Source organism: Bacillus sp. TH19 (assembly GCF_016651075.1).
Classification (GTDB): domain Bacteria; phylum Bacillota; class Bacilli; order Bacillales; family Bacillaceae_G; genus Bacillus_A; species Bacillus_A mycoides.
Genome location: NZ_JAEKEO010000010.1, coordinates 335,341 through 360,904, shown reverse-complemented (window position 1 = coordinate 360,904; position 25,564 = coordinate 335,341). Strand labels below are relative to the sequence as shown.

Annotated in this window: 26 protein-coding genes; 8 read left to right on the top strand and 18 right to left on the bottom strand. The window is 35.6% G+C overall.

The annotated features are described in order from the left end of the window. Window positions 1–172: 172 nt before the first annotated feature. The 5 genes from JFU54_RS19495 to opp4A are packed head-to-tail and all read left to right on the top strand — an operon-like array spanning window position 173 to window position 5,808. The gene (locus JFU54_RS19495) at window positions 173–1,192 is read left to right on the top strand and encodes an ABC transporter ATP-binding protein (RefSeq protein ID WP_016126562.1); all 1,020 of its coding nucleotides are present in this window, start codon (window positions 173–175) and stop codon (window positions 1,190–1,192) included. Beyond that, a complete protein-coding gene (locus tag JFU54_RS19490) occupies window positions 1,179–2,105 on the top strand; it encodes an ABC transporter ATP-binding protein (protein ID WP_002090938.1) in 927 nt (308 codons plus the stop codon). The genes JFU54_RS19495 and JFU54_RS19490 overlap by 14 nt, the downstream gene beginning before the upstream one ends. 14 nt (window positions 2,106–2,119) lie before the next feature. After that, on the top strand, window positions 2,120–3,088 hold the full coding sequence (opp4B, locus tag JFU54_RS19485) for an oligopeptide ABC transporter permease (RefSeq protein WP_002188315.1): 969 nt from the start codon (window positions 2,120–2,122) through the stop codon (window positions 3,086–3,088). 18 nt (window positions 3,089–3,106) lie between these two features. Then, window positions 3,107–4,012 (top strand): ABC transporter permease, encoded by a 906-nt coding sequence (locus JFU54_RS19480; RefSeq protein WP_016101812.1) that lies wholly within the window; start codon window positions 3,107–3,109, stop codon window positions 4,010–4,012. 14 nt (window positions 4,013–4,026) lie between these two features. Continuing rightward, on the top strand, window positions 4,027–5,808 hold the full coding sequence (gene opp4A / locus JFU54_RS19475; RefSeq protein WP_016101813.1) for an oligopeptide ABC transporter substrate-binding protein: 1,782 nt from the start codon (window positions 4,027–4,029) through the stop codon (window positions 5,806–5,808). A gap of 104 nt (window positions 5,809–5,912) precedes the next feature. Here the strand turns inward: opp4A and JFU54_RS19470 are convergent, their stop codons facing one another. The 4 genes from JFU54_RS19470 to JFU54_RS19455 form a co-directional block, all read right to left on the bottom strand. Then, complete coding sequence (locus JFU54_RS19470; protein ID WP_000453509.1) at window positions 5,913–6,038, bottom strand: DUF4027 family protein; 126 nt, start codon at window positions 6,036–6,038, stop codon at window positions 5,913–5,915. A 315-nt stretch (window positions 6,039–6,353) separates the two neighbouring features. Beyond that, on the bottom strand, window positions 6,354–6,776 hold the full coding sequence (locus tag JFU54_RS19465) for a universal stress protein (RefSeq protein ID WP_002140377.1): 423 nt from the start codon (window positions 6,774–6,776) through the stop codon (window positions 6,354–6,356). A gap of 65 nt (window positions 6,777–6,841) precedes the next feature. Beyond that, window positions 6,842–8,293: a SulP family inorganic anion transporter gene (locus JFU54_RS19460; RefSeq protein WP_201065938.1), complete on the bottom strand. Its 1,452-nt coding sequence runs from the start codon at window positions 8,291–8,293 to the stop codon at window positions 6,842–6,844. Window positions 8,294–8,448: 155 nt separating this feature from the next. Further along, window positions 8,449–9,690: a cell wall-binding repeat-containing protein gene (locus tag JFU54_RS19455; RefSeq protein WP_201065936.1), complete on the bottom strand. Its 1,242-nt coding sequence runs from the start codon at window positions 9,688–9,690 to the stop codon at window positions 8,449–8,451. Window positions 9,691–9,864: 174 nt separating this feature from the next. Here JFU54_RS19455 and JFU54_RS19450 point away from each other — a divergent pair, with 174 nt between their 5' ends. Continuing rightward, on the top strand, window positions 9,865–10,542 hold the full coding sequence (locus JFU54_RS19450) for a response regulator transcription factor (protein WP_002167095.1): 678 nt from the start codon (window positions 9,865–9,867) through the stop codon (window positions 10,540–10,542). A gap of 11 nt (window positions 10,543–10,553) precedes the next feature. Further along, window positions 10,554–11,924, top strand: coding sequence for a sensor histidine kinase (locus tag JFU54_RS19445; protein WP_002167094.1), 1,371 nt, complete (start codon window positions 10,554–10,556; stop codon window positions 11,922–11,924). A gap of 38 nt (window positions 11,925–11,962) precedes the next feature. On the opposite strand, the gene JFU54_RS19440 is transcribed toward JFU54_RS19445, so the two are convergent. After that, window positions 11,963–12,487 carry a dihydrofolate reductase family protein gene (locus JFU54_RS19440; RefSeq protein WP_201065934.1) on the bottom strand — a complete coding sequence of 175 codons (525 nt, stop codon included), beginning with the start codon at window positions 12,485–12,487 and terminating at the stop codon, window positions 11,963–11,965. 65 nt (window positions 12,488–12,552) lie between these two features. On the opposite strand from JFU54_RS19440, the gene JFU54_RS19435 reads away from it, so the two are divergent. Next, window positions 12,553–13,548: a helix-turn-helix transcriptional regulator gene (locus tag JFU54_RS19435; RefSeq protein WP_078176717.1), complete on the top strand. Its 996-nt coding sequence runs from the start codon at window positions 12,553–12,555 to the stop codon at window positions 13,546–13,548. 37 nt (window positions 13,549–13,585) lie between these two features. Here the strand turns inward: JFU54_RS19435 and JFU54_RS19430 are convergent, their stop codons facing one another. The 13 genes from JFU54_RS19430 to JFU54_RS19370 all read right to left on the bottom strand — a co-directional run bounded on the left by JFU54_RS19430 (window position 13,586) and on the right by JFU54_RS19370 (window position 25,401). Beyond that, the gene (locus JFU54_RS19430; protein WP_201065932.1) at window positions 13,586–15,013 is read right to left on the bottom strand and encodes a DUF4367 domain-containing protein; all 1,428 of its coding nucleotides are present in this window, start codon (window positions 15,011–15,013) and stop codon (window positions 13,586–13,588) included. Then, window positions 14,979–15,536: an RNA polymerase sigma factor gene (locus JFU54_RS19425; protein WP_002029825.1), complete on the bottom strand. Its 558-nt coding sequence runs from the start codon at window positions 15,534–15,536 to the stop codon at window positions 14,979–14,981. Before JFU54_RS19425 ends, JFU54_RS19430 begins: the two co-directional genes overlap by 35 nt. Before the next feature lie 179 nt (window positions 15,537–15,715). Further along, window positions 15,716–16,150, bottom strand: coding sequence for an HIT family protein (locus JFU54_RS19420; protein ID WP_206772146.1), 435 nt, complete (start codon window positions 16,148–16,150; stop codon window positions 15,716–15,718). Window positions 16,151–16,212: 62 nt separating this feature from the next. After that, a complete protein-coding gene (locus JFU54_RS19415; protein WP_000778855.1) occupies window positions 16,213–16,590 on the bottom strand; it encodes an OsmC family protein in 378 nt (125 codons plus the stop codon). Continuing rightward, window positions 16,565–17,992 carry an amino acid permease gene (locus JFU54_RS19410; protein WP_002125217.1) on the bottom strand — a complete coding sequence of 476 codons (1,428 nt, stop codon included), beginning with the start codon at window positions 17,990–17,992 and terminating at the stop codon, window positions 16,565–16,567. The genes JFU54_RS19415 and JFU54_RS19410 overlap by 26 nt, the downstream gene beginning before the upstream one ends. A 205-nt stretch (window positions 17,993–18,197) precedes the next feature. Then, window positions 18,198–18,842 carry an amino acid ABC transporter permease gene (locus JFU54_RS19405; protein ID WP_002029756.1) on the bottom strand — a complete coding sequence of 215 codons (645 nt, stop codon included), beginning with the start codon at window positions 18,840–18,842 and terminating at the stop codon, window positions 18,198–18,200. Then, window positions 18,843–19,499: an amino acid ABC transporter permease gene (locus tag JFU54_RS19400; RefSeq protein ID WP_061673994.1), complete on the bottom strand. Its 657-nt coding sequence runs from the start codon at window positions 19,497–19,499 to the stop codon at window positions 18,843–18,845. An 87-nt stretch (window positions 19,500–19,586) separates the two neighbouring features. Further along, window positions 19,587–20,417: a glutamine ABC transporter substrate-binding protein GlnH gene (gene glnH, locus JFU54_RS19395; protein WP_000916495.1), complete on the bottom strand. Its 831-nt coding sequence runs from the start codon at window positions 20,415–20,417 to the stop codon at window positions 19,587–19,589. 12 nt (window positions 20,418–20,429) lie between these two features. Beyond that, window positions 20,430–21,284 carry an amino acid ABC transporter ATP-binding protein gene (locus JFU54_RS19390; protein ID WP_307838312.1) on the bottom strand — a complete coding sequence of 285 codons (855 nt, stop codon included), beginning with the start codon at window positions 21,282–21,284 and terminating at the stop codon, window positions 20,430–20,432. 10 nt (window positions 21,285–21,294) lie between these two features. After that, window positions 21,295–22,755 carry an alanine/glycine:cation symporter family protein gene (locus JFU54_RS19385; protein ID WP_002010512.1) on the bottom strand — a complete coding sequence of 487 codons (1,461 nt, stop codon included), beginning with the start codon at window positions 22,753–22,755 and terminating at the stop codon, window positions 21,295–21,297. A 158-nt stretch (window positions 22,756–22,913) separates the two neighbouring features. Then, the gene (locus JFU54_RS19380; protein ID WP_201065928.1) at window positions 22,914–23,885 is read right to left on the bottom strand and encodes a phosphotransferase enzyme family protein; all 972 of its coding nucleotides are present in this window, start codon (window positions 23,883–23,885) and stop codon (window positions 22,914–22,916) included. A 29-nt stretch (window positions 23,886–23,914) separates the two neighbouring features. Then, the gene (locus JFU54_RS19375; protein ID WP_012260305.1) at window positions 23,915–24,601 is read right to left on the bottom strand and encodes a CPBP family intramembrane glutamic endopeptidase; all 687 of its coding nucleotides are present in this window, start codon (window positions 24,599–24,601) and stop codon (window positions 23,915–23,917) included. 200 nt (window positions 24,602–24,801) lie between these two features. After that, on the bottom strand, window positions 24,802–25,401 hold the full coding sequence (locus JFU54_RS19370; protein WP_000023369.1) for a TasA family protein: 600 nt from the start codon (window positions 25,399–25,401) through the stop codon (window positions 24,802–24,804). Between the last annotated feature and the right edge of the window lie 163 nt (window positions 25,402–25,564).

Here is a 25,564-nt window from a genome sequence, read left to right as displayed (position 1 = left end):
CACCCCATAATTGTGAGCGTTTTAAAAGGGTTTTTATCCTTATATTACTGCATCTCATCTCTATATAAAAAGATTTTTGAATATTTACTCTTGTCAAACATTGTCACTTTATATTAAAATAGCAACAACATACTAAATATTTAGTCTTTTCAGAAAAGATGGAGGGATAACCATGAAGAATCCACTTCTTCGCATTGAAAACTTACAGACTTCCTTTCGCATACAAGATCAATATCATGCAGCAGTTGATAACGTTTCGTTAACTGTCCATGAAAATGAAATTGTCGCGATAGTTGGTGAATCCGGTTGCGGAAAAAGTGCACTTGCCCTTTCCATTATGCGACTGCATAATGAAGCAAATACAAAATTACAAGGGCAACTTAACTATAGAGATAAGGATTTACTTACTATGTCGACCGCAGAGATGAATAAAGTACGCGGATCAAACATCGGTATGATTTTCCAGGAACCTCTTACAGCACTCGATCCTCTTATGACAGTTGGAAAACAAATCGAAGAAAACTTAGACTACCACACAAACCTTTCGAAAGCAGAAAAGAAAGAACGCACCTTAGAACTACTCCATCAAGTTGGTATTCCAAAACCAGAACTTACATATAAACAATACCCTCACGAATTATCTGGCGGAATGAGACAAAGAATTGTTATCGCGATTGCGATTGCTTGTAACCCAGCACTCATTATTGCGGATGAGCCAACAACGGCTCTTGACGTAACCATCCAAGCACAAATTTTAGACTTACTAAAATCTATTCAAGAACAAACGAAAATGGGCATCATTTTAATTACACATGATTTAAGCGTTGTTGCCGAAACAGCTGATCGTATTGTCGTTATGTATGCAGGACAAGTTGTAGAAACAGGAACAGTAGAAGAGATTTTTAATAACCCGCTTCACCCATATACTCGTTCTCTATTAAACTCAATTCCATCTGCGTATGCGGAAAAAGAAAAATTGCATGTAATTCAAGGCGTGGTTCCTTCGTTAGCGAAGCTTCCTCGCACTGGATGTCGATTCCAAGCCCGAATCCCTTGGGTTAGACCAGATCAACATGAGGAAAATCCTGTTTTACATGAAGTAAAACCAGACCATTGGGTACGTTGTACTTGCTACAAGCACTTCAACTTCCAACATAAGAAAGGAGATGACGTAACTCATGGCACTGCTTAAAGTAGAAGATTTAAAAGTACACTTTCCAATTAAGGGTGGTTTCTTCGGACGTACATTAGATTACGTACGAGCAGTTGATGGCGTAAGTTTTGAATTGCAGCCTGGTGAAACATATGGAATCGTTGGTGAATCAGGTAGCGGCAAATCAACAACTGGTAAAGCAATTATGCACTTAACGAAAGCTACAGGCGGTAACATTCATTTTAATAATAGAGATTTAACGAAATTAAGTCGCTCTGAGTTAAGAGAACAACGAAAAGATATCCAAATGATTTTCCAAGATCCGTATTCATCATTGAATCCCAAGAAACGTGTTATCGATATTATTGCCGAACCACTTCGGAATTTTGAAAAGCTCTCACCCGATGAAGAGCGTCGAGCAGTTCAAGAATACCTTGATAAAGTTGGGTTAAATCCAGAGTCTATTTATAAATACCCACATGAATTTTCCGGTGGACAGAGACAGCGAATTGGTATTGCACGCGCTCTTACATTAAAACCAAAACTTATTATCGCGGATGAACCAGTATCTGCACTTGACGTGTCGGTACAAGCGCAAGTTTTAAACTTCTTACAAGATTTACAATCTGAACTTGGATTAACGTACCTATTCATAAGTCACGATTTAGGCGTAATTCGTCATATGTGTGATCGCATCGGTGTAATGTATCGCGGGCGCATTGTCGAAGAAGCAACTAGTGCAGAAATTTATAATAATCCACAGCACATCTATACGAAACGCCTAATATCAGCTATTCCTGATATTCGTCCAGAAAACCGCGAACAACAACGTAAATTACGTCAACAAGTAAGTTCTGAGTACGAAAAATCATACGAAAAGTATTTCAATGAAAACGGTCGTGCTTACGATTTAAAACCAATCTCACCAACTCACCGGGTGGCATTACCTTAAGGGAGTGATAAAACATGTGGAAATTTATATTACGCCGGGTTTTAGTTATGATACCGCAATTATTCATATTAAGCGTACTCGTCTTTACACTGGCTAAGGCAATGCCAGGTGATGCATTAAGTGGCGCTGAACTAGCAAATCCAAAAGCCGATCCAAAAGTGATTGAAGAACAACGTGAAAAACTAGGTTTAAACGATCCTATTCCCACTCAATATGTAAGGTGGATTTCAAATGCCGTGCAAGGGGATTTCGGTATTTCTTACGCACATAAAATAAAAGTAACGGATATTATTGGGGAACGTCTTGGCAATACAATACTGTTAGCTCTTTTTATTCTTATTCTTACTTACTTAATTGCTATTCCACTTGGAGTTATAAGTGGACGTTGGAATGATACGTGGGCTGATCGACTCATTACGCTATATAACTTTTTAGGATTCGGTACACCACTGTTTATTTTCGGATTAGTAATGTTATTCTTATTCGGCTTTTTATATCCAATTTTCCCTACGAGTGGTAGCGTTGACCCACAAGTTGCAACCGGATCATTTGATTACTATTTAAGTAAATTAAATCATATGATTTTACCAGCTTTATCTGGGGCATTAATTGGAACTGTAGGAACTGTCCAATATTTACGAAGTGAAATTATCGATACGAAACATAAAGATTTTGTACGCACGGTAAAGGCAAAAGGTGTACCAGAATCTAAAGTATATTCCAGACATATTTTACGAAATTCATTTTTACCAATCGCAGCATTTTTAGGATATGAAATTACAGGTTTAGTTGGGGGCTCTATTATTCTAGAAAACATTTTCGGCTACCCAGGAATTGGACAACTATTTTTCCAATCTATCACTCAACGTGATTTCAGTGTCGTAACTGCTCTTGTATTATTTACTGGATTCGCAACGCTACTCGGGACTCTTCTTTCCGATATTATTCTAAGCATCGTTGATCCACGTATTCGTATTGATTAATGGAGGTGAAGAAACGTTATGTTAGCAAATCCTGAAAAACAAATTGAAGTCATTCATTACGAAAAGAGCCCTTCTGGTTTCTCCATTATGTGGCGAGAATTTCGTAAAGATAAACTAGCAATGTTTTCTCTATTCTTTTTAGCTTTAATATTAATAGCCGTTTATGCAACTTCATTTATTATGAAGCAAGAAGATATCGTCCGAGTCGATCTGTTCGCCATTTATGATCCTCCTTCTGCTGAACATTGGTTAGGAACTGATTATGGAGGTCGCGATATTTTCGGACAATTAATTATTGGTACACGTAACTCCTTTACAGTTGGTTTAGCTATCACTCTTTTATCAACCCTTATCGGTCTTACTATGGGACTAATTGCTGGCTATTTTGGAGGAGTTGTCGATAACATCATTATGCGTTTTATCGACTTTATGATGATTTTACCATTCTTAATGATTGTTATCGTGTTTATCTCACTCGTTCCAACTTTCAATATTACGACATTTATTCTCATAATGACCGCTTTCTTATGGGTCGGAAAAGCAAGGCTGATACGTTCTAAAGTATTGACTGAGAAAGAACTTGATTACGTATCTGCATCAAAAACGTTAGGAACACCAAATTGGAAAATAATCTTCCAGCAAATATTACCTAATTTAAGTTCTATTATCATCGTAAATATTACATTAAATCTTGCTGGTAACATCGGAATTGAATCTAGTTTAACTTACTTAGGCTTCGGTCTACCAGAGAGCACACCAAGTCTTGGTACACTTGTAAGTTACGCAACTAACCCAGATGTATTGCAAGAAAAGTGGTGGATTTGGTTACCCGCATCAATCATGATTTTAGTGTTGATGCTGTGTATAAATTTTATTGGTCAAGCGTTAAAGCGTGCGGCTGATGCTAGACAAAGAAAAGGATAAGGGGTGGAGAAGTTATGAACAAACCAAAACTGTACAAAGTATTAAGCACACTTGCTGCTTCAGCATTATTACTATCTGCATGTGGGGGTGCTGATAGCGGTAGTAAAAAAGCAAATACAAAAAAAGTAGAAACAAATAAATTTAGTGCTACTGTAAAAAATGACGGTAAAGAAATTAAAGACGGATCATTAACTTATGGACTCGTTTCAAATTCACCTTTCTCTGGTGTTTTAAGTAGGGTATTGTATGAAGTTGCTCCAGATTCAGAAATTATGGATTTCTTTGATGAACAATTATTAGCTACAGATAAAAACTGGGAAATTACAAATGAAGGTGCTGCAACTTATACAATTTCTGAAGATAAAAAAACAATTACAATTAAAATTAAAGATAATGTAAAATGGCATGATGGTAACCCTTTAACGGCTGAGGATTTAGAATATTCTTACTTAGTTATCGGTAATAGTAAATATACAGGTATTCGTTACGATACACAAATGCAAATGATTGAGGGTATGGAAGAATATCACACTGGAAAAGCTGACAAAATTTCTGGTATTAAAGTAGTCGATCCAAAAACAATTTCCATTACTTATAAAGAAGTAAACCCTTCACTGAAAACTGGTATTTGGACATATCCTACACCTAAAAAATATTTAGGTGATGTACCAATTGAAAAACTAGCTGAATCAGATAAAATCCGTCAAAATCCAATTGGATTCGGTCCATTTAAAGTGAAGAAAATCGTTCCTGGTGAATCAGTTGAGTATGAGCGCTTTGATGATTACTGGGGTGGCAAACCTAAGCTGAAAAATGTAACATTAAAAGTTGTAAATCCATCTATTGTTAGTGCATCTCTGAAAAAAGGTGATATTGATATTGCATCAATTACTGCTGATCAATATCCGAACGTAAGTAAATTAAAAAACACACAACTAATTGGTAAAACTGACCTTGCTTACACTTATATCGGATTTAAGTTCGGACATATGGACAAAGCAAAGAATGAAGCTGTAATGGATAACGATAAGTTCAAAGACGTTCGTTTACGTCAAGCGATGGCATATGCAATTGATAGAGAAAAATTAGGAGAAAAAGTATATCACGGACTTCGTGTTCCAGCTAACTCTCCAATTCCACCATCTATGCCAAAGTACCATAATAACAGTGTTGGCGCATATAACTTAGATGTAGATAAAGCGAAAAAACTATTAGATGAAGCTGGCTATAAAGACAAGAATGGTGATGGATTCCGTGAGGATCCAAAAGGTAATGAATTTAAAATTAACTTCCTAGCTAGTAACGGTAGTGAGACAAGTGAACCACTTGCAAAATTCTATATTCAATCTTGGAAAGATATCGGCTTAAAAGTAGAACTTCTTGATGGACGCTTACACGAATTTAATGCTATGCGTGATATGATTAAAAAAGATGATCCGAAGGTTGATATTTTCTCTGGTGCTTGGAATACTGGCTCTGACCCTGACCTTTCTGGCCTATGGGGCAAAAATGCCGGATTCAACTACCAGCGCTGGGTAAATGATGAAAATACGAAGTTATTAGACGCAGGATTATCAGAAAAAGCTACTGATGAAAAATATCGTAAAGAAATATACGATAAATGGCAAAAATTAATTCATGACGAAGCACCGATGATTCCAATTCATTACACATTTGATTTAACAGGTGTTAATAAGCGCGTAAAAAATTATGATGTCAACACTGAAGTAAATCAAATAACTTCACATTGGAAAGACGTTACTGTAACAAGTGAGAAGCCAGAAGTAGAAAAATAATCATAAAAATAGCTCTTAGCATCTACATACATGCTAAGAGCTATTTTTTATTTACAATCCTTTTCTTACTATTTATAACAACCAATTCCTTCCCTACTCTAAAATTAAAAGATTTGATGAACCATCTTTATTAAAATAGCTAACGTAACAGATGCAGCAAATCCGCCTAAACAAATTAAGCTTACCCCTTGACTATATGATAAATTTTGCAATGATTTCATTACTTCCATCCTCCCTATCTCCCCTTTGATACTCTTATTTTACCAATGGGAAAAATTTCATAACATCGATTTTTCTGACAACAAACTTACAAATTTGTAAGTTAACGATTTCCCTTTAAACTTATATCTAGTATTTCCATAATCTCCCCCCTCTATACATCAAAAAAGACCTCGAATTATATCAAGGTCCTGCTTACACTACATAATATCTCACTCAACTTATTTTATCCCGCTATTCGCCGGGCAGTAAGATCCCCACCTCAAAATTCAGTGAAAGCAAAGAAGTTAGGTCGGGGATGAACAAAACCCCCACTGATTAAAGCTTCACTTTATAATCATCACCGGGCATTTCACACGCTTTGCTATTTTATGACTTACACTACCAAGCACCATCTCTTGCAGTGTATTTAGCCCTCTACTCCCAGCAATAATAAGATCTATATCTCCTGTATTTACATATTGAACAATCGTATCTCCTGGATCGCCATGTAGAATCGTAATTTTGTAGGAAATGTTCTCTTTCTTTAATAAACCCTCAATCTCTTTTAATTTATCTTTTCGACTAGCTGATATTGTTTCTAAATCCGTTTGTCCTTGTATAATATCTGACTTTGCCGTTCTATTATCTACTACGTACACAACTTCAACATGTGTTTCTTCGCTAAATTTCGCAATATATGTTGCATGCTCGGCTGCTCGAAGTGCATGTTCAGAACCATCGCATGCTAATAAAATTTGTTTGTACATATGCTGAATCCCCTTTTCGTTATCCTACCCGTATTATATAATAAAGCCCCCTAAAAAGGAGGCTTCTAACTAGCAATTCTCTTATTATAAGTAGCTAAATTCGCAACGAGCCTCGAGCTACGTTCATTTAACCCTGTGATCCTTACTTTCACACCGTTCTGTTCATATTTCATGATAACTTTATCAATTGCCGCTACTGCTGAATCATCCCATACGTGTGCGTTAGTAAAGTTCATCTCAATTTCTTTCACATCTTCATTGTATGAAAAAGCATTTATATACTCTGCCGTAGATGCGAAGAATAGTTGGCCGTGAATTTCGTATATTTTCTTATTTTCAATATACAAATGTTTCACGTGAATCTTTGCCATATTAAATGCAAATAAAACTGCACTAATTATCGTTCCGATAATTACACCTAATCCTAAATTATGTGTAATTAGGACAATCACAACTGTTACGATCATAACAAATGCGTTTCCTTTTGGTACTTTATGAATTGTCGCTACAGAGTTCCAATCAAACGTCCCAATCGAAACCATAATCATAACTGCAACTAAAGCTGCCATCGGAATATGAACAACGTAATCACCTAAAACAAATAGCAATACGATTAAAAAACCACCGGCTACAAACGTCGATAATCTCCCGCGACCACCTGATTTAATGTTAATAACAGATTGTCCAATCATTGCACATCCTGCCATTCCTCCGAAGAAACCAGCAACAACGTTCGCAATCCCTTGTCCACGTGCCTCTTTATGCTTATTACTTTCCGTATGTGTCATATCGTCTAAAACCGACGCCGTTAATAATGACTCTAGTAAACCTATAACCGCTAGCATAACTGAATACGGTAAAATAATTGCTAATGTCTCAAGTGTAAATGGAACATCAGGAATACTAAAGAACGGTAATTCTTTCGGTAAGCTTCCCATATCCCCTACTGTTTTTAACTGTAATCCGCTCATAAGTGCAATGCTTGTCACAATAATAATTGAAATAAGTGTAGACGGAACAGCCGTCGTAATACGTGGAAATAAATATATAATCGCAAGTCCTAATGCGACAAGTGCATACATTTCCCAAGTTGCATTTTTAAAATGCGGCAATTGCGCTGTAAAAACTAAAATTCCAAGTGAATTTAAAAAACCACTCATAACGGATTTAGGAACAAACTTCATAAATGAGCTCAGCTTGAACACTCCAAAAATAATTTGAACAATACCTGTTACTATTGTCACAGCAAATAAATATTGCAAACCGTGATCCTTCACAAGAGTGACCATTAATAATGCCATCGCACCCGTTGCCGCCGAGATCATCCCTGGTCTTCCGCCGACAAACGAAATTGTAACCGCAATACAAAAAGCGGCGTATAACCCAACGGTCGGATCTACACCTGCAATAACAGAAAAAGCTATCGCTTCAGGAATTAATGCTAAAGCAACGACAATTCCTGATAGTACGTCCCCTTTCACATTAGAAAACCATTCATTTTTTATCTTTTGAAACAAGCTACCACCCTCTACTCTTTTATCATTTGCTTTTCTCCATAAGAAAATCAAGGCCGACTGCACGAAGGCTATTATATAACGAGCAAAGGATGTTGTGCTATGTAAAAGTTTCCTAAAGAAAAGACGCTACCTTAGCAGCGTCTTTTCTCATTTCATTAATGTCCACCGTGACCTTGACCACTTTCCTGAACAATCTCTAACCTCTCATCTAATATCCCTTGTGTTTCAAATGAGATATCACTAGTACTTCCTAATAGGAAACCATGGTTATACGGTCCAAGTGTTGGGTCATCCTTAAACTTCGGCTGAATAGTAGCAAGGAAGTCATAAACTGGTTGTTTTGCTTTTCCTTCCTCAAGCAAAACAACAGGGGCATGTTTACCCATATGTGAAAACGGTGCTCCCGCAATTGCTAAGTCTGGTGTTTTGCTTGAAACAAATGACAAACCGTGACCTGGTTTTGTGAATCCCCAGCCAAATTTCGTTTTTTCATCTTTAAATTTCGCAAATGCAACCGAATTTTCTGTTGGAGTCTCCCCACTAATACGCGTTACTTTTCCGTATTTACTTAACTCTTTTTCTACTTCTTTCGAAACGATTTTTTCTGGTCCTAACACATATATATTAGCTTTATCTTTTCTCGTCTTTAATGCCTCTATTGTCGCTTCTGGCACTTTATTTTTTTCAGTATATAGAAGAGGTTCTGGCATATGAGAAATCCAATTTACAGCTGGTGTTGTATATAAACGTCCTTCTTCTTCAGACGAACCGATAATAACGCTATTTGGATAATTTCCTGTTATATCGGCATATTCTTTATCAACATCTTTAGCAAATTTAGCTGGGTCCGTTTCTTTTATTTGCTTTACTTTATATTCTTTTAATTGCTCTAAGGTAGATGCACCAACATCCCCCATTACCATAATTTGCGTTCCATCTTTCGTTCCGAGCGGATTTAATCGTTTTATTTCTTTTAACGTCATTTCGGGTACATTTTCTTTTTCTATAAATAAAATTGGCCCGTTATTCGGGTGGTGAATAAGATCCGCACTCGCAATACCTAATTGCCACTCGTTTACTGGTACTAAAATAATAGCGCCTGGCTGATTCTCTTTATGCGTTGCTGGCCATATCGTTTGCGAAGTTAATACTGCCATTTGCAGAGGATCATTTGTATTTAATCTCGTTACATTTTTTAAACTTGTCGTTAATAAATCATTCGATGCACCTTGATTCATTTCTTTCGGCGCAGTTACCTCCTGATTCATTTCCTTTTTCTCTGTTTTCTTCTCTTCTTTAGATTCATGATTTTTATGATCTGTATTCGTTTGTCCACACGCCGCAAGACCAACCGCCGCAATTATTGTTATCCCGAGAATTCGGATCATCTTTTTCACTATATCGCCTCCGCATTATTCGTTTTCGAGCCAATATTATTACCTAAAATGGAATTTCAACTTTACAATAACAAGCAATTCTGAAGAAATTATGCAGATGCATTATAATCTGCACCATTTCTTCATGATTTTGACTTACAATTTAAGTAATAACTACAAATGCGGAGGTACTCTATGATCGATATACTACTCGTAGATGATGAACCGAGAATGCTTGAATTATTAACGCTTTATCTTACTCCAATCGGATATAACTGCGTATGTGCAGTATCCGGAGAAAAAGCTATTTCACATATAGAAAATCGAAACTTCAAATTTGTTTTACTCGATATTATGATGCCAAAGATGGATGGGTGGGAAACTTGCAAAAGAATTCGATCATTTAGTAACGTTCCTATCATTATGGTAACTGCTCGTGATCAAACGGTAGATGTCGTTCAAGGGTTAAAACTTGGAGCAGATGATTACGTGACGAAACCATTCCACGAAGAGGAGCTCTTCGCAAGAATTGAAGCTGTTTTACGCCGAACCAATCAACATGCACAAATCCAATATCACGGCATTTTATGGGATGAGGCCAAGCATTTCATTTCTGTCCATAATGAAGAACTTCTTCTCACCCCAATCGAATTCTCTTTACTCGGATTATTTTTACGTCATGTGAACTACGTATTAAGCCGTGATCAGCTCATTGAACGAATTTGGGGATTAAATACAAATACAGAAGATAGAACAGTCGATTCACATATTCGTAATTTACGTGATAAATTACGAAAAGTAAATTTCCCCATTGATCACCATTTAAAAACTGTTTACGGAGTAGGATATCGATGGATTGATATTGAAAACTAAGGAGCAAAACGATGAAGCGAATTTCTATTCAACTCGGATTTTATTTTCTAATTGTTACACTTTTAATCGAAAGTGTTCTATTTGTCTTGCTCTATTATAGCCTTGTAAACAATAGAGTGAATGAAGAAATGACTGCTTTATTAAAGCGTGGAAATAGTCACCGAGATGTCCTTGAAAAATATTTTGACAGGCAAACAATCTCCCATGTTGCTTTAATGGAATCCGAAGCTGAAACAACTGTTATTATTACAAATGCAAATAAGGAAATACTAGCTAAATCCAACGAAATAAATACTACTATAAAAAAACATATTGAAGGAATGCAAACACGAACAGATCATGATGGAGCAATTATAGAGAATCATTGGAAAACATCTAATTATATATGTACAGTTAGCCCAATTGTAGTGGCAGGAAAAACGGAAGGCTATGTATATATGTTTCTCGGAACGGAATCAATCGAAGAAATGGTTAACGGGCTAACAAGACAATTCATTATCGCAGGAGTCATTACTTTTCTATTAACAGCCATCACCATTTTTCTATTATCACGTTTGTTAACAAAACCATTGTTACACATGAAACAAGCGACTGAAAAAATGAGCAAGGGCGATTTATCCGTTTCATTAACAACTACTCGAAATGACGAAATTGGTGAACTAGCACAATCTATCCAAACTCTCGCAAATGATTTACATTATATGAAAACAGAGCGAAGTGAATTTCTAGCAAGTGTTGCTCACGAATTACGAACACCATTAACGTACGTAAGAGGTTATGCTGACATTGCATTAAAAGAAAACACACCCCCAGAGCAACGTTTACGATACTTATCCATTATAAAAGACGAGTCTGATTATATTACAAACTTAGTTCAAGATTTATTTTCACTCGCTCAAATGGAAAAGCATAACTTTTTCATTCAAGTACAGGAAGTGCATTTACACACCTTCCTTACTCGCATCACTGAAAAAATAAATGTGATGTACGGAGAAAAACAAATTAAAGTTGTTTTCACATGTCCTTCCTCACTCTTAGTAAAGCTAGATGAGCAACGCTTTGAACAAGTTATGGCTAACATTTTAAATAACGCGTATAGACATTCAAAAGAACATTCTCATATTAATATTTCTGTTACAGAAGAACATAAACATATTTCCATCAAAATTAAGGACAAGGGAGAAGGTATTCCCCCTGAAGACCTCCCTCACATTTTCGATCGCTTTTACCGTGTTGATAAAGCGCGCTCTAGAGCTACAGGAGGCACTGGTTTAGGGCTCTCCATCGTAAAAGAAATCGTAGAACTACACGGCGGGAATATTACTGTCACAAGTGAAATTGATCACGGATCTTGCTTTACAATTTCATTGCCATCTATATAGAAACACGACTATCATCAATAGTCGTGTTTTCTTATCCTTTAGGACTTTACTTTATAATATAAATTTACGAATTGGCCAAAACGTTTCGTATCCGTTAAAGTTAAATGAATTTCCGGGTTCTTTTCTTTAAATAACGGAACTCCAGAACCTAATATGTGAGGTGTAATCGTAACAACATATTCATCAATTAAATTATTCTTAAAAAATCCTCTCAGTAGACTCCCTCCACCGACCATCCATATTTTGGATCCTCCCTGCTCTTTCAACCTTTTTGTAAACTCTAATACATCTTCATTTACAAACTCTACATGTTCGTTTGAACCTTTTTCTGAATTAGAAAAAACATAACATTTTTTATCTAGGTACGGGAATGTTTCCGTATGCTCTACCACATAATCGTACGTTCTCTTTCCCATAATTATGGTATCAATTGTTTCGTACATTTCTGTATAACCGTTGTCTCCCTCACCTTCTGTTTCCATTAACCACTCTAAATCATCATCTTCTTTCGCGATAAATCCATCTAAACTCGCTGCAATAAATAAAACAATTTCACGTGACATATCTTTTCCTCCTTACAGCTTCTATTGATAAAATCATCTTATAAGCACTATACTAACCATAAAACATGACAACTTATGTCATGTTAAAAAAGAAAAAGGTGATATCCTTGTCAAAAGCAAAACGTTTACTAGACATTCTTATATTTGCTTCTACGAAAAAAACATTTACAGCTCAAGAAATAGCTGATGAATTTAATATTTCCGTTCGTACGGTCCATAGATATATTTTAGATTTAAGTGATATGGGATTACCCATTTACGCTGAACAAGGTCGTAATGGGGGATATAAAGTATTAACAAGCAGCATGCTTCCCCCCATTTTATTTACCGAAGAAGAAGCGGTCTCCATCTTTTTTGCTTTCCAATCTTTAGGCTACTATCGTAACTTGCCTTTTAATACAGAAATCAATTCTGTTACTCATAAACTGTATAGCTCTCTACAAAATGATGCGAAAGCTAAAGTTGATAAAATACGTTCTTATATCGCTTTTTGGAATCCGAAGAGAACAATTGAGACAACTTTTTTAAACGAAGTATTAACAGCGGCTATTGAAAATAAAAACTTACACTTTCAATACGAGTCTAAATCGGGGATTAAAACAAAACATGTTCATCCTATCGGTGTATATGCCCACGATGGTTTATGGTACTTGCCATCCTATGACTATAGTCGAAACAAAGTATTACTGTATCGCGTGGATCGTATTCTTTCCATATTATCGACCGAAGAAAATAAAGATAAGTTTATGAATTTAGAAGAATGGTTCGCCTCTAACTCTAACGTAATAAACATTCCTACTCGGTTACATGTTTTACTAACGACAGAGGGTGTGCGCCAATGCAAAAGCGTTCCTTACCTTGAAGAATTCGTTGTAGTAGACGAAGATGGGACAGGATATATAAATTCAACAATTGATAAAGGTGAAATTAACTTTATTACTCCTTTATTTTATAGACTTGGAAAAGATGCAAGAGTTTTAGAACCGAAAGAATTGATAAATGGTTTACGTATACGTGCAAAAGAGGTTTTACATATGTATGAAGACGAAAAAAGCTGCTAAATATAAGCAGCTTTTTGTGTATTTGTTCCTATTATGTTTACGATTGACGAATATCGAACCACCAACGATTTTTCTCATTCATATTCTCAGTTCCACTAGAACCACTGTAACGGAAAGCTTCAAGGAAAAGTGAACCTAATTTATCCTCATCTACAAAATAACCTAATTTAACATTTACCGTTTGTCCTGGTCGGATACTGCCAATATTATAAAAGCTTTTTCCATCTCCGTGAGGTTCTAAATAATCAACTTCGCCTGTCATAATATTTTTTTCCTCAATTCCATCTCTTTCAGCGTAGTTCCATGCATTACCTTCAGATTTAAGCAACTTTATGGATGGATGCATATAGATTTCTTTTGTCGACTTTTTACCACTATTTTTCACTGTTGTTGTTAAGTAAACAAATTTAGGATTAACTAATTTTGATTCTACTAATTTATCAATTGAATCTTTACCATTTCCGAGTTTATATTCATCCCGTCTGTATGGTAGCAATTCTCCCATCTGATTTAAAGCCTTATTCTCGCTTAGTATTTCTAAGCCAAGTTCATTAAAGTTTTCTTGTTTAAAATCTTTGATTGAATCAAAGACTTCAACTTTTTCTATTACATATTCAATTTGGCTGTTATCCATGATTATAGTTACTGGAACCTTTTGTCCTATATGAAATAGTCGTTTGCTATCTTTTTTCAAAGGAATAACCTTAGTTTTTTTAGGTTCATCTGCTTTGCTAAAACGATTTTCATCATAATCTACTATATGTGATGCCTTTTCTTTTGACGTAGGCTCAAGTGAAATGTTCCCTAACACATCCATCATTTGTTCTTCGTTTACATCGGATCCAATATAACTTTCTAACATAATCCCTTCTTTCTCAAAAAAGAGAAAGACCTTTCTATCAAACATTACATTGTTGTTTCCTGTTTCTTTATGGACAATTACTGCTTTCCTACCATTTATCTCTTTTTCTTCGTAACTTTTCGAGTACAGAGTTTGAAAATCTGTATTCTCCCCTACTCTCCGAAGAGCGAATGAAAATCCCCCCTTTGCATAGTTATCTTTAAAGGAATATTTCATAGCAGAGTCATCAATTGCTTCCATATTTTCTGGTAATTTATCGATTTTCAACTTATACCACTTATCAGCCTTTTTCGAGCCCTTGTTTGTTACCGAAACATTTACTTCGTAATTTTGTTTTTGGACAATCATATTGTAGACTTTTACTGCACCAAAAACAGTTGTAGGCATGCCAATCAATAAGCAAGCAGCAGCGATTAACATACGATGTCTTTTACGCTTCGTCTGTGGTTGCTCGCCTTTCAGCTTCATTTCCTCCATAAACAATTTCTTTTTGCGCGTATATGTATGTGAAAATTCATGTTGTTCATCCAGTTTATCAAAATCATCTAAAGCAATTTTTTCAGCAAGGTCATACATTTCTTTGGAGTTCTTTGAATTCGTCATTTTGTATACCTCCTATAATACTTTGTACTCGTTTTCGAGCGCGCTCAAATTGCTTGCGGACATTAGCCTCTGTTATCCCCATTACACTTGAAATTTCTTGATACGTTAAGTTATAGAAGACTTTGTACTTAAACACTTGTCTGTTAGATTCATTTAGCTCTTTTAGCAATGTATCAATCTGAACCTCAGACATTAGACGTTTTTCCCACTCTTCAATATTTTCATCTACTACGTCTGTTGATTCTCGTTGATATTCTTCTAAAAATGTTTCATGTCGTTTATTTTTCCGGTAGCTATCAATCGCTTTGTTTTTCGCAATCCTCAAAATATACCGTTTAAGCTCTTCAGTGTTCAAACTATGAAGCTTTTTCAAATTTTTATAAAGAGTAATAAACGTCTCTTGAACTGCATCTTCAGCCTGCTGAATATTATTTAAAATAGAATAAGCTACATAATAAATTTTTTGTTCATACAACTCGTATAGCTCTTCCATCTTTTCGTAATCTTTGTTTGTAACTTTCATATAATTCCTCCTCTCATTCTATATAACGAATGAGCGATATACTTTGTGACACTGCAGAATTCTTTAATAGATAAAATCGAATAATAGAATAAGGAAAAGCCCAATTTCTCTATTTTAACTGAGAAATTGGGCTTTTTAATATTAATATTTTCCTGACTGTTCCCTTAAGAACATCCCTCTTATGCCTTTTTAGTAAGTAATATTTTCTCTATTGATTCTCGTAACAAATGCTTTGTCTCTTCAAAGTTATGATTCTGTTTTTCTCCCGATTGTACCATATAAAACTCAGCAAACGAGCGCTCTTTATATCTTGGTACGACATGCATATGATAGTGTGTTAGCTCGTTAAAGATTCCACCATTTTGACAAATTGTAATTCCGTCTGGTTTATATAATGCCTTAATCGCTTTTGCAATAAGCTTAGAAGCATCCATAATCGATTTCGCTACAACATCATCTAATTCGTCCACTTCTAAAACATGCTTCTTTGGCACAATTAAAGTATGTCCTGGGTAGAAAGGCGCATGGTCTAAAAAACAAGTTACATAATCATCTTCATACACTTTATATATAATTTCTTCTTCATTTGCTAATTTACAACCTAAACATTCCATCATGCTTCCCCCTCTGCCAAAAACATAAAAACGTGAGCGCCCTATTCTCACGTTTTTATGTTTCACTTTACTAATTCAATTGTTTCTGTAACTTTTATACTATCCTTTACAGATTGAACAATTGTGCAATTTTTCACTGCAAGTTGCAGCGCCTTGTCTAATTGTTCTTCTGTAATGTTTTGCGCTTTAATTTTATAGTGCAAATGAACACTTTCAACTGGTTTTGATAAAGCTTCACTTCTACCAATTTCAGTTTCAATTGTAAACGTATCGTATGTAATACGTTTCTTTTCTAAAATTGTTCGGAAGACAATTGCACTACATCCTGCGATAGAAGACACGAGTAATTGTAACGGTGAATATCCGTTTTCTTTTCCAATCGCTAATTGACCATACGATAAATCCGCCTGTATATCATCGTGTTTGATTGTTAGTTTCATTTGGTGTCTCCATCTCCACTTTCATCGGTTTCTGCCGTTTCTTATTTATATAATAATATATGTAGCAGAAAATGATAAATGGAATACCACAATATAACGCCATTCGTTGTTCTGGAATAAACGCTAAACTAATAACAACGATGCTATTTGTAATTAAAGCTAAAATTGGAACAAGCGGGTATAGTGGTGTTCTATACTTTAAGTCCTCTAATTTTCCTCCGCCTTTTAAATACTGACTTCTAAAGCGAAGTTGTGATAAAGCAATAATGATCCAACTTGAAACAGCCGATAAACCAGCTATAGATAATAAATACATATATACTGTATCTTCTGCAAGGAAACTTGTTAATAAAGATAACGCCGCTACAGCAATCGTTACGACTAACGCTGTAATCGGAATACCACGTTTATTTACTTTCTTGAAAGAAGTTGGTGCCATTCCTTCATTTGCAAGTGACCATAGTATACGCGTTGCTGCATATAACCCTGAGTTCGCTACAGATAGAAGAGCTGTAATAATAACGAAGTTCATAATATCAGCTGCATATGGAATACCGATTTTATCAAATACAACTACGAATGGGCTTTCAATTATCCCTGCTTCTTTCCAAGAAATTAACCCTACTAAAATTGTCATTGTTAAAATGAAGAATAACATAATGCGCCATACTGTATTACGAATCGCACGTGGAATTGTTTTTTCAGGATTCTGACTCTCTCCTGCTGCAATCCCGATTAACTCTGTTCCTTGGAAGGAAAAGTTAACTGTAATCATCGTAAGAAGCACTGCAGCTAGTCCATTTGGGAATAGCCCACCATCACTTACAAAGTTAGAGAAAAGAGGCGCTGCTTCTTTTCCATCGTATGGTAAGAATCCTAGTAATGCGCTACCACCAAGTAGAATGAATGCAATAATTGTAACTACTTTAATACTAGAGAACCAAAACTCTAATTCAGCATAACTCTTCGCTGATATTGCATTTGAAGCATATAAAATAACTCCGAATACGAGACACCATACCCAAACATCAACATTCGGAAACCATCTTTTCATCATTAAACCGATCGATGTTAATTCTAATCCTACTGTTACTGCCCATCCAATCCAGTATAGCCAACCGATCATAAATCCAGTTCCTGGTCCAATAAACTTCGTCGCATACTTTTGGAAAGATCCTGAAACTGGCATTGCTACCGTTAGCTCTCCAAGACAAAGCATTGTTAAATACATAATAAATCCGCCTACTAAATATGAAAGGATGGCTCCCCCTGGTCCAGCCTGATTAATGGTGTAACCTGAACCTAGAAAAAAACCAGTTCCGATTACACCACCTAGTGCGATCATAAATAAATGTCTACTCTTCATCGTACGATGTAATTGCTCATTCGTTGTTTGCTGCATCTTAATCCTCCCCCTACAAGTACCCCTATCTCTTTTTAAAATTTTCTGATAATAAAAATATACACGAAAGCGATTACAATTTCTATATAAAATTAAAACTTTTCTGATAAAACAATATAAAAATTCAACTATTAAGAGCTCGAGATACTAATTTGAGGCAAAAAAAGGATTTATAAGGAAAAAACTCTTACATTTTTTGTAAGAGTTAACGTATTTCTAATCTTCTAGATAAAATTGATAAACCGTAGTTTACAACAAAATACATACAAGCTACTACTATAAACGTTGGAATCATATAATTTACATTCTGCCCGCTAATAATTTGAGCATTATGCATAAGCTCTGGCAGTGATATACCAACTGCTAATGATGTATCTTTCAGCAATGAAATAAACTGACTGACAAGCGGCGGGACCATTCTTCTTAATGCTTGTGGTAAAATGATATGCCACAGTGCTTGAACATACGTTAATCCTGAAGATCTTGCGGCCTCAATCTGTCCTTTTTCAATCGATAATAGACCACTTCGAACAATTTCAGATATCATTGCTGCTTCAAATATTGTTAAAGCAACAATTACAGCTGTTATAATCTCTAATTTCAAGCCTGCTTCTGGAAGCGCAAAATATGTGAAAAATATAATTAAAAGTAGTGGTAAGTTTCGAATCACTTCAACGATAATTCCTAATACTTGTGAGACGACAGGTATTTTCATGTAGCGCAATATCCCTATTACACTACCAATAATAAAGCTAAGTACAATTGCTACGAGCGCTACCTCTAACGTTATGAGTAATCCTTTTAATAAAAAGAGGATATGATCACCTGTTATCGCTCCTTTAAAATCCATTTATACCGCCTCCTTTGCCAAGCGTTTTTCTAAATAACGCACTAGCATACTTAGCGGTATTGTTAATATTAAATAAAACATCCCGACAAATATATATACATCAAACGTAACGAACGTCTTCGTTGAAATTAAGTCCCCTTGATACATTAAATCCGTTCCAGCAATAATTCCGAGTATTGAAGAGTTTTTTACTAAATTGAGAAATTGATTTCCTAGAGGAGGAATGACGATTTTCATCGCTTGAGGTAAGACGACATGATACATCGCTTGCGTATAAGTTAATCCTGAAGAACGTGCTGCTTCCATTTGACCTTTCGCGACTGATAAAATACCAGCACGAATTACTTCCGCAATAAAAGCCGCTGTATAAACTGTAAGCGCAACTGTCCCTGCTACAAAACCGTTGAAAGTAATTCCTATTACAGGCAAAGCAAAATAGAAAATGAATGCAATTAATACGAGTGGAATATTTCTAACAAACTCTACATAGGCAGAGCCAATCCAATTCAAAATACGAATAGGTGAAATTCGCATCACTGCCATAACAATTCCTAAAACAAAACTTCCTATTAGCGCAACTACACTAGACATAACCGTATATTTAAATCCTTCTAAATACATATCAATGTTATTCGTTAATATAGAAAAATCAGGCACATATTCTCCCCTCTTTCTTTACAAGAAGAGGATGAGTACTCTCATCCTCTCACTCTTACTATTTATCACGAGAAATAAAGTTTCATTTTACTTCTCTTGTTTTTGACCAATCCATTTTTCATACAATTTATCGTATTCTCCATTCGCTTTCATATCTTTTAATAAACTATTAATCTCTTTCGTTAAATCGTCTGCACCTTTTTGTACTGCGATTCCATACGGTTCATCCGTGAAAATTTTCCCTACAACTTCATAATTAGAATCTTGTTTTGCCATTCCGTAAAGAATCGCATTATCTGTCGTTAATACATCGCCTTTACCTGCTTTTAACGCTGTAAATGCCTCACTGTAATTTTCAAATTCTAATACAGTCGATTCTGGTGATTTTTGACGAATATTATTTGTAGACGTTGAACCTTTTACCGCTAACACTTTCACACCCTTTTTCACATCATCAATACTTTTAATATCGCTTCCTTTTTTCACAAGTAACGATTGCCCTGCTTTAAAATATACATCTGAAAAATCTACTTCTTTTTTACGTTCTTCCGTAATTGTCATTGTCGCGATAATTGCATCAATATCACCATTTTTCAGTAGTGGAATACGCGTTTTAGACGTTACTTCTTTTAATTCTAATTTCTTTTCATCTCCAAGGATTTTTTTCGCAAGCGCCTTTGCGATATCAACATCAAACCCTTCTACCTGTCCTGTCGAAGGATTTTTCAAGCCAAATAAGTTCGTATCATTCTTCACCCCAACTACTAGTTTCCCGCGCTTTTTAATTTGCTCAACAGCCCCGCCTTGTTTCGTATTCGTTTCTTTCGTCTCATCTTTTTTACTTCCGCATCCAGCAACGACAAGTACGAATAAACATGAAAATACGATTAACGTAAACAACTTTTTCATTTTAAGCATAAAACTCCCCCTTTAATGATTTAACACTCTTCTTAAAAATAGACGTGCTCTTTCTTGTTCAGGATTTGCAAAAAATTGTGATGGTGTTGTATCTTCGATAATTTGACCGTCATCCATAAATAAAATTCTATCTGCTACCTCACGTGCGAATCCCATCTCATGTGTGACGACGACCATCGTCATTCCTTCTTTAGCCAGCGCTTTCATAACATCAAGCACCTCTCCGATCATCTCTGGATCAAGAGCGGACGTAGGCTCATCAAATAGCATAATTTCCGGCTGCATTGCGAGCCCCCTAGCGATCGCTACCCTTTGCTGCTGACCTCCGGATAATTGATGAGGATATACACCTGCCTTCTCCGGGATTCCTACTTTCTCTAAATAAACCATCGCTGTTTTTTCTGCTTCTTCTTTTGAAGTTTTATTTACTTTAATTGGTGCTAGTGTAATATTTTGCAGAACTGTTTTATGTGGGTATAAGTAAAAATGCTGGAAGACCATACCAATATTTCGGCGTAATTCATTCATATCTGTTTTTTTATTGTGTACGTCTGTATTTTGTACGATTAATTCTCCATCGGTAATCGCCTCTAACTGATTTATACACCGAAGCAATGTACTTTTTCCTGATCCTGAAGGACCAACAACTACTACCACTTCACCTTTTTTCACTTGCACATTAATATTTTTCAAAACTTGGAAGTTACCATAATATTTATTTACATTACGAAACTCTATCACCATACTCCCCCCTCCCCTAAACAAAGCATGTACATTCTTTTTATATTCAAAAATAGGCAAAAAAATAACTTTCATCTTCATTTTGTCCATAAAAAAGAGCAAAGGGATCTCCCTTTGCTCCTTCATTTCTATTCTCTTAAGATACTTCTTCTTTCTTGTCTTTCCCGTATTCATGCTCCCAGAAATCAGCATTTTTAATTCCTAGTTTCTGCGGATCGAACACTGGATCTTTTCCTTCTTTTTTCTGCTTTTCATAATCCTTTAATGCGATCAATGCCGGTTTTTGTAATAATAGAATCGCAATAATGTTAACCCATGCCATAATTCCTACACCAATATCCCCTAAAGCCCATGCTGTTTCTGCTGTTTTTACACAACCGTAGAATACAACTCCTAAGAATACAAACTTTAGTACGATAGACATCCAAGGACGGTCTTTATCACGATTTAAGTAAGCTATATTCGTTTCTGCAATGTAGTAATAAGCCATAATTGTTGTAAATGCGAAGAATAGTAAAGAGATTGCTACGAAACCGTTTCCAAATCCAGGGAAAACAGATTCTACTGCTGCCTGTGTATAACCAGGACCTGGCTGTGCACCATTTAATTTATTGACGATAAAGTTTTTTCCGCTTGCATCAAATACGTTATACATGCCTGTAATAATCATCATAAATGCTGTTGCTGAACAAACAAATAATGTATCAATGTAAACGGAAAATGCTTGTACTAACCCTTGTTTAGCTGGATGCGATACTTCAGCAGCTGCTGCTGCATGGGCCCCAGTTCCTTGCCCTGCTTCGTTTGAATAAATACCACGTTTTACACCCCAAGAAATTGCTAAACCAATAATCCCGCCAAAAGCTGCTTCTAATGCAAATGCACTTTTTAAAATTAACATGAAAGCGTCTGGTAATTTTTCAATATTCATAGCTACAATTACACAAGCTACTAAAATATAGCCAAGCGCCATAAACGGTACTACAACTTGCGCTACGTTAACAATTCGCTTAACTCCACCAAATATAATAAGTGCTAATGCCGCTACTAATACCGCTCCTGATACAGAAGTATTAATACCAAAAGCTGTTTCTAAACTTACAGCAATACTATTCGCCTGAACACCCGGTAACAGCATCCCCGTCGCAAGAATTGTCGCTGCAACGAATACTAAAGCATACCATTTAACACCTAGTCCTTTTTCAATGTAATAAGCAGGACCACCGCGGAATTGCCCTTGATGCTTCGTCTTATATATTTGTGCAAGCGTCGATTCTACATATGCAGAACCAGCTCCTAGAAAGGCTACCGCCCACATCCAAAATACAGCTCCTGGCCCACCGAATGCAACAGCCGTTGCAACACCTGCAATATTTCCTGTTCCAACGCGCCCTGATAATGAAAGTGCTAAAGCTTGGAATGAAGAAACACCCGCATCCGATTTTTCCCCTTGAAATGTAAGTTTCACCATTTCTCCTACATGTCTTACTTGTAAAAACCTTGTTCGAATGGAAAAATATAGACCTACTCCTAAACATAAATAGACAAGTGCTGGACTCCAAACAATATTATTTATCCAACTTACGATAGCTTCCAACTTTCCCCCTCCTTCTTTATAAAGAATATTCAGAATATATATAAAATTATAAGTGTATACCGAATCTATAACAATATTATTTTAATAAAGTAAACATATTTTGTATAAAAAAACAAAGTATACATTTATTTTGTATACTTTGTTTCGATATGAATGTATTATATATTCACAATTGCTTCTTTCTTTATAATTCTTTCATAGAGTTGTTCCGCTAATTCTATGAAATGATTTGGCATATCTTTCCCTTTAAACTTCTTTTGAAGCGTACCGTATAAACCAATATCACGTAGACGCAAAAATAACGGTAACGATTCATACCAACTATCCGCCAGTCTGTGCTCATATTCATAACCTTTTCGTAACACTTGTAACTGTTTGCAAGCAAATTCTTTCCTCTCTTCTGTAGTCCACGGTGTAAAAAGAACAGAGTAATAAAGAACCATTGCCAAATCATGAATGAAGTAATTATAGGCAGCGTCATCAAAATCAAAGATTGTTAGCCCTTTTCCATCATAATGAAAATTACCTGGATGAATATCGCCATGCATAAGGCCAAACGTTTCTCTTTCAATTGGAAGAGCCTTTATTTCATCCATTAATACAGTGGCAATCCCTTTCACCTTCTCATCTTCTAATCCATTAACAATGCTACTTTCATCCTCTTCCCACGTATCACGGTAGTTTGTTTTAGGATAATCCATTGTAAGGCGGTGCAGTTGTCCAATCGCTTTTCCCCACGCTTCAAAGTAAGCATCTCCCCAATAAGGCGATTCTTCTCCTTTTACTTGCTCACCTTGTGCATATGTAAATAAAGACGCGAAAAAGAAAGTGCCCTCTTCCGCTCCAATTTCTTCTACAAGGTTTTGAGATATTGAATTACGAGGTCCCGCCACTTTTGCCCCATGCTCTGCAACATACCGTAAAAAATCTAGTTCGGCCTCTACCTCTTTTTTAGACCGATGAGAAGAATGAGTTAAGCGTAATACGTAATCTTCATTATTTTTACCCTTCGCCTTAAAAATATAATTTTCAAAATCACCAAGTGGCTTTTCTTCTACTTTCACATTAAATATCTTTGCAGCTTCTGCTAAAATCTCATGTGTAAAAACTCGTTCCACAGCTATTTCCATATTTATTCCCTCCTATATGTACCCTCTAATTAATTCGACATGAATGTGAGAAGTACTGCTATGAAATTGAATAATGCGTGGGCAATCATAGCCGATAAAATAGAATTTGTTTTCTCATATAACCACGCAAATACTACTCCGCTTAAAAAATTCACCGGTAATGTGTTATATGTCGGGATATGAACAATAGTAAATATTATTGAACTTATAAGCATACCGCCCCATATACCATACCTATCACGAAAAAATGTATAAAAAACACCTCGATATAAAATTTCTTCATAGATTGGTGATATAACTGCTGCTCCAATTACCGCGATACAGAACGCATATATTGATTTATCATTTTGGATCGTCTCCGTTTTACTATTTTCAAAAGAAATCCCCAGTTTCTCCATTATCATTAATACACCAATACTAACTACAATCAAAGAAATAACCGCTACAAATGTCCACAATAAATCTTTCCATGAAAGCTTCCGAATTCCAATATCTTTCCACGACAGTTTATATCTTTTTATGCAAAAAAGATAAACTACAAACGTAAATATCACTGCCATTATAAGTCCCATTAATACTCCAGCATATAATGAGTTCCCTAGTATTTTTAAAGCATAATCATAAAAAAGAGATTCAATCATTACTGGTACAATCAGAAATACGAAAACAAATAAATATAAAATTTCTTTCCATCCCCACATACATTTTAAAGTCATCTACACCATCCCCCTATATCCTATTTTCTTTAGTATAAAAGATGACGTAACGTAACTTTCAAGCTACTTTTTTTCAAATAATCTAAGCATAATTTTCTCACAAAATAAAAAAAGGTTGATTCACTCAATCAACCTTTACACTATTAAAAATTCTATTCTTCAATTCCTCATCAATTCATTCTCATATATAATATTTATCTTTATTTCTCTTCACCTTTTGTCTGCATTGAGTTGAAGGTCCAATTTAACTTCAATGAATCTCCTTGAAATACATTTTGCTCTTCATCGTTATCTACAAATGTGAACATTACGTAGAAAGTATCATCATCACCAGGAGCAAGTCCATTTCCTTCTCGGTCTACAACACCTTTTTGTACAAGATCAGGAATACTTCCGTTTTGCGTAGCTACCTTTAATTCAGATAATGTAGTAGACCAAATTGGAACCTCATTTTTATCCAAATTCCACAAGAAATCAACACGGATATGATCACCAAAATCAGCATTTCCATTATCTCCTTTAGCATCGATTACACTGTAATCTGTCAGAAGTTTCACATCTCCTATTGCTAAGGTTCCTTTGTTTACTAATTGAAAACCACGTTCCATTTCATCACCTGGTTTAATATTGTCGACATTAATAACAACTTCAGGATTAACACTCAAATCTAAAGTACCCGCTGCAAACGTGTTTTGTGATACTTCCTTATCACTAAAATACGCATATGTTCCCCCGCTAATTAAAGATAAGCCAAGCGCTGCAGTTACAACACCCATACCAAGTTTTTTCTTAATACTCATTTCACAAGTCCCCCTATTTTTAAAGTTTAGACTACAAACCTTATTTCCATCCCACAAACAATAATAATTAAGCAACTACCTTGTCCCACAACGAAAGCGAACTAACTTTAAACTAGTTACTTCATGTACCCAAGCGATTATTACCTTTAAAATAACCGGTAAT

Bases quoted from the DNA above. Each gene is read 5' to 3' on its own strand.
- opp4A (WP_016101813.1), top strand. From the start codon at position 4,027: ATGAACAAACCAAAACTGTACAAAGTATTAAGCACACTTGCTGCTTCA.
- JFU54_RS19495 (WP_016126562.1), top strand. From the start codon at position 173: ATGAAGAATCCACTTCTTCGCATTGAAAACTTACAGACTTCCTTTCGC.
- JFU54_RS19470 (WP_000453509.1), bottom strand. From the start codon at position 6,038: ATGGAAGTAATGAAATCATTGCAAAATTTATCATATAGTCAAGGGGTA.
- JFU54_RS19435 (WP_078176717.1), top strand. From the start codon at position 12,553: ATGACAACTTATGTCATGTTAAAAAAGAAAAAGGTGATATCCTTGTCA.
- JFU54_RS19425 (WP_002029825.1), bottom strand. From the start codon at position 15,536: ATGAAAGTTACAAACAAAGATTACGAAAAGATGGAAGAGCTATACGAG.
- JFU54_RS19375 (WP_012260305.1), bottom strand. From the start codon at position 24,601: ATGACTTTAAAATGTATGTGGGGATGGAAAGAAATTTTATATTTATTT.
- JFU54_RS19410 (WP_002125217.1), bottom strand. From the start codon at position 17,992: ATGCAGCAAACAACGAATGAGCAATTACATCGTACGATGAAGAGTAGA.
- JFU54_RS19440 (WP_201065934.1), bottom strand. From the start codon at position 12,487: ATGTCACGTGAAATTGTTTTATTTATTGCAGCGAGTTTAGATGGATTT.
- JFU54_RS19370 (WP_000023369.1), bottom strand. From the start codon at position 25,401: ATGAGTATTAAGAAAAAACTTGGTATGGGTGTTGTAACTGCAGCGCTT.
- JFU54_RS19450 (WP_002167095.1), top strand. From the start codon at position 9,865: ATGATCGATATACTACTCGTAGATGATGAACCGAGAATGCTTGAATTA.
- JFU54_RS19415 (WP_000778855.1), bottom strand. From the start codon at position 16,590: ATGAAACTAACAATCAAACACGATGATATACAGGCGGATTTATCGTAT.
- glnH (WP_000916495.1), bottom strand. From the start codon at position 20,417: ATGCTTAAAATGAAAAAGTTGTTTACGTTAATCGTATTTTCATGTTTA.
- JFU54_RS19480 (WP_016101812.1), top strand. From the start codon at position 3,107: ATGTTAGCAAATCCTGAAAAACAAATTGAAGTCATTCATTACGAAAAG.
- JFU54_RS19405 (WP_002029756.1), bottom strand. From the start codon at position 18,842: ATGGATTTTAAAGGAGCGATAACAGGTGATCATATCCTCTTTTTATTA.
- JFU54_RS19465 (WP_002140377.1), bottom strand. From the start codon at position 6,776: ATGTACAAACAAATTTTATTAGCATGCGATGGTTCTGAACATGCACTT.
- opp4B (WP_002188315.1), top strand. From the start codon at position 2,120: ATGTGGAAATTTATATTACGCCGGGTTTTAGTTATGATACCGCAATTA.
- JFU54_RS19430 (WP_201065932.1), bottom strand. From the start codon at position 15,013: ATGACGAATTCAAAGAACTCCAAAGAAATGTATGACCTTGCTGAAAAA.
- JFU54_RS19420 (WP_206772146.1), bottom strand. From the start codon at position 16,150: ATGGAATGTTTAGGTTGTAAATTAGCAAATGAAGAAGAAATTATATAT.
- JFU54_RS19490 (WP_002090938.1), top strand. From the start codon at position 1,179: ATGGCACTGCTTAAAGTAGAAGATTTAAAAGTACACTTTCCAATTAAG.
- JFU54_RS19380 (WP_201065928.1), bottom strand. From the start codon at position 23,885: ATGGAAATAGCTGTGGAACGAGTTTTTACACATGAGATTTTAGCAGAA.
- JFU54_RS19390 (WP_307838312.1), bottom strand. From the start codon at position 21,284: ATGAAGGAGCAAAGGGAGATCCCTTTGCTCTTTTTTATGGACAAAATG.
- JFU54_RS19445 (WP_002167094.1), top strand. From the start codon at position 10,554: ATGAAGCGAATTTCTATTCAACTCGGATTTTATTTTCTAATTGTTACA.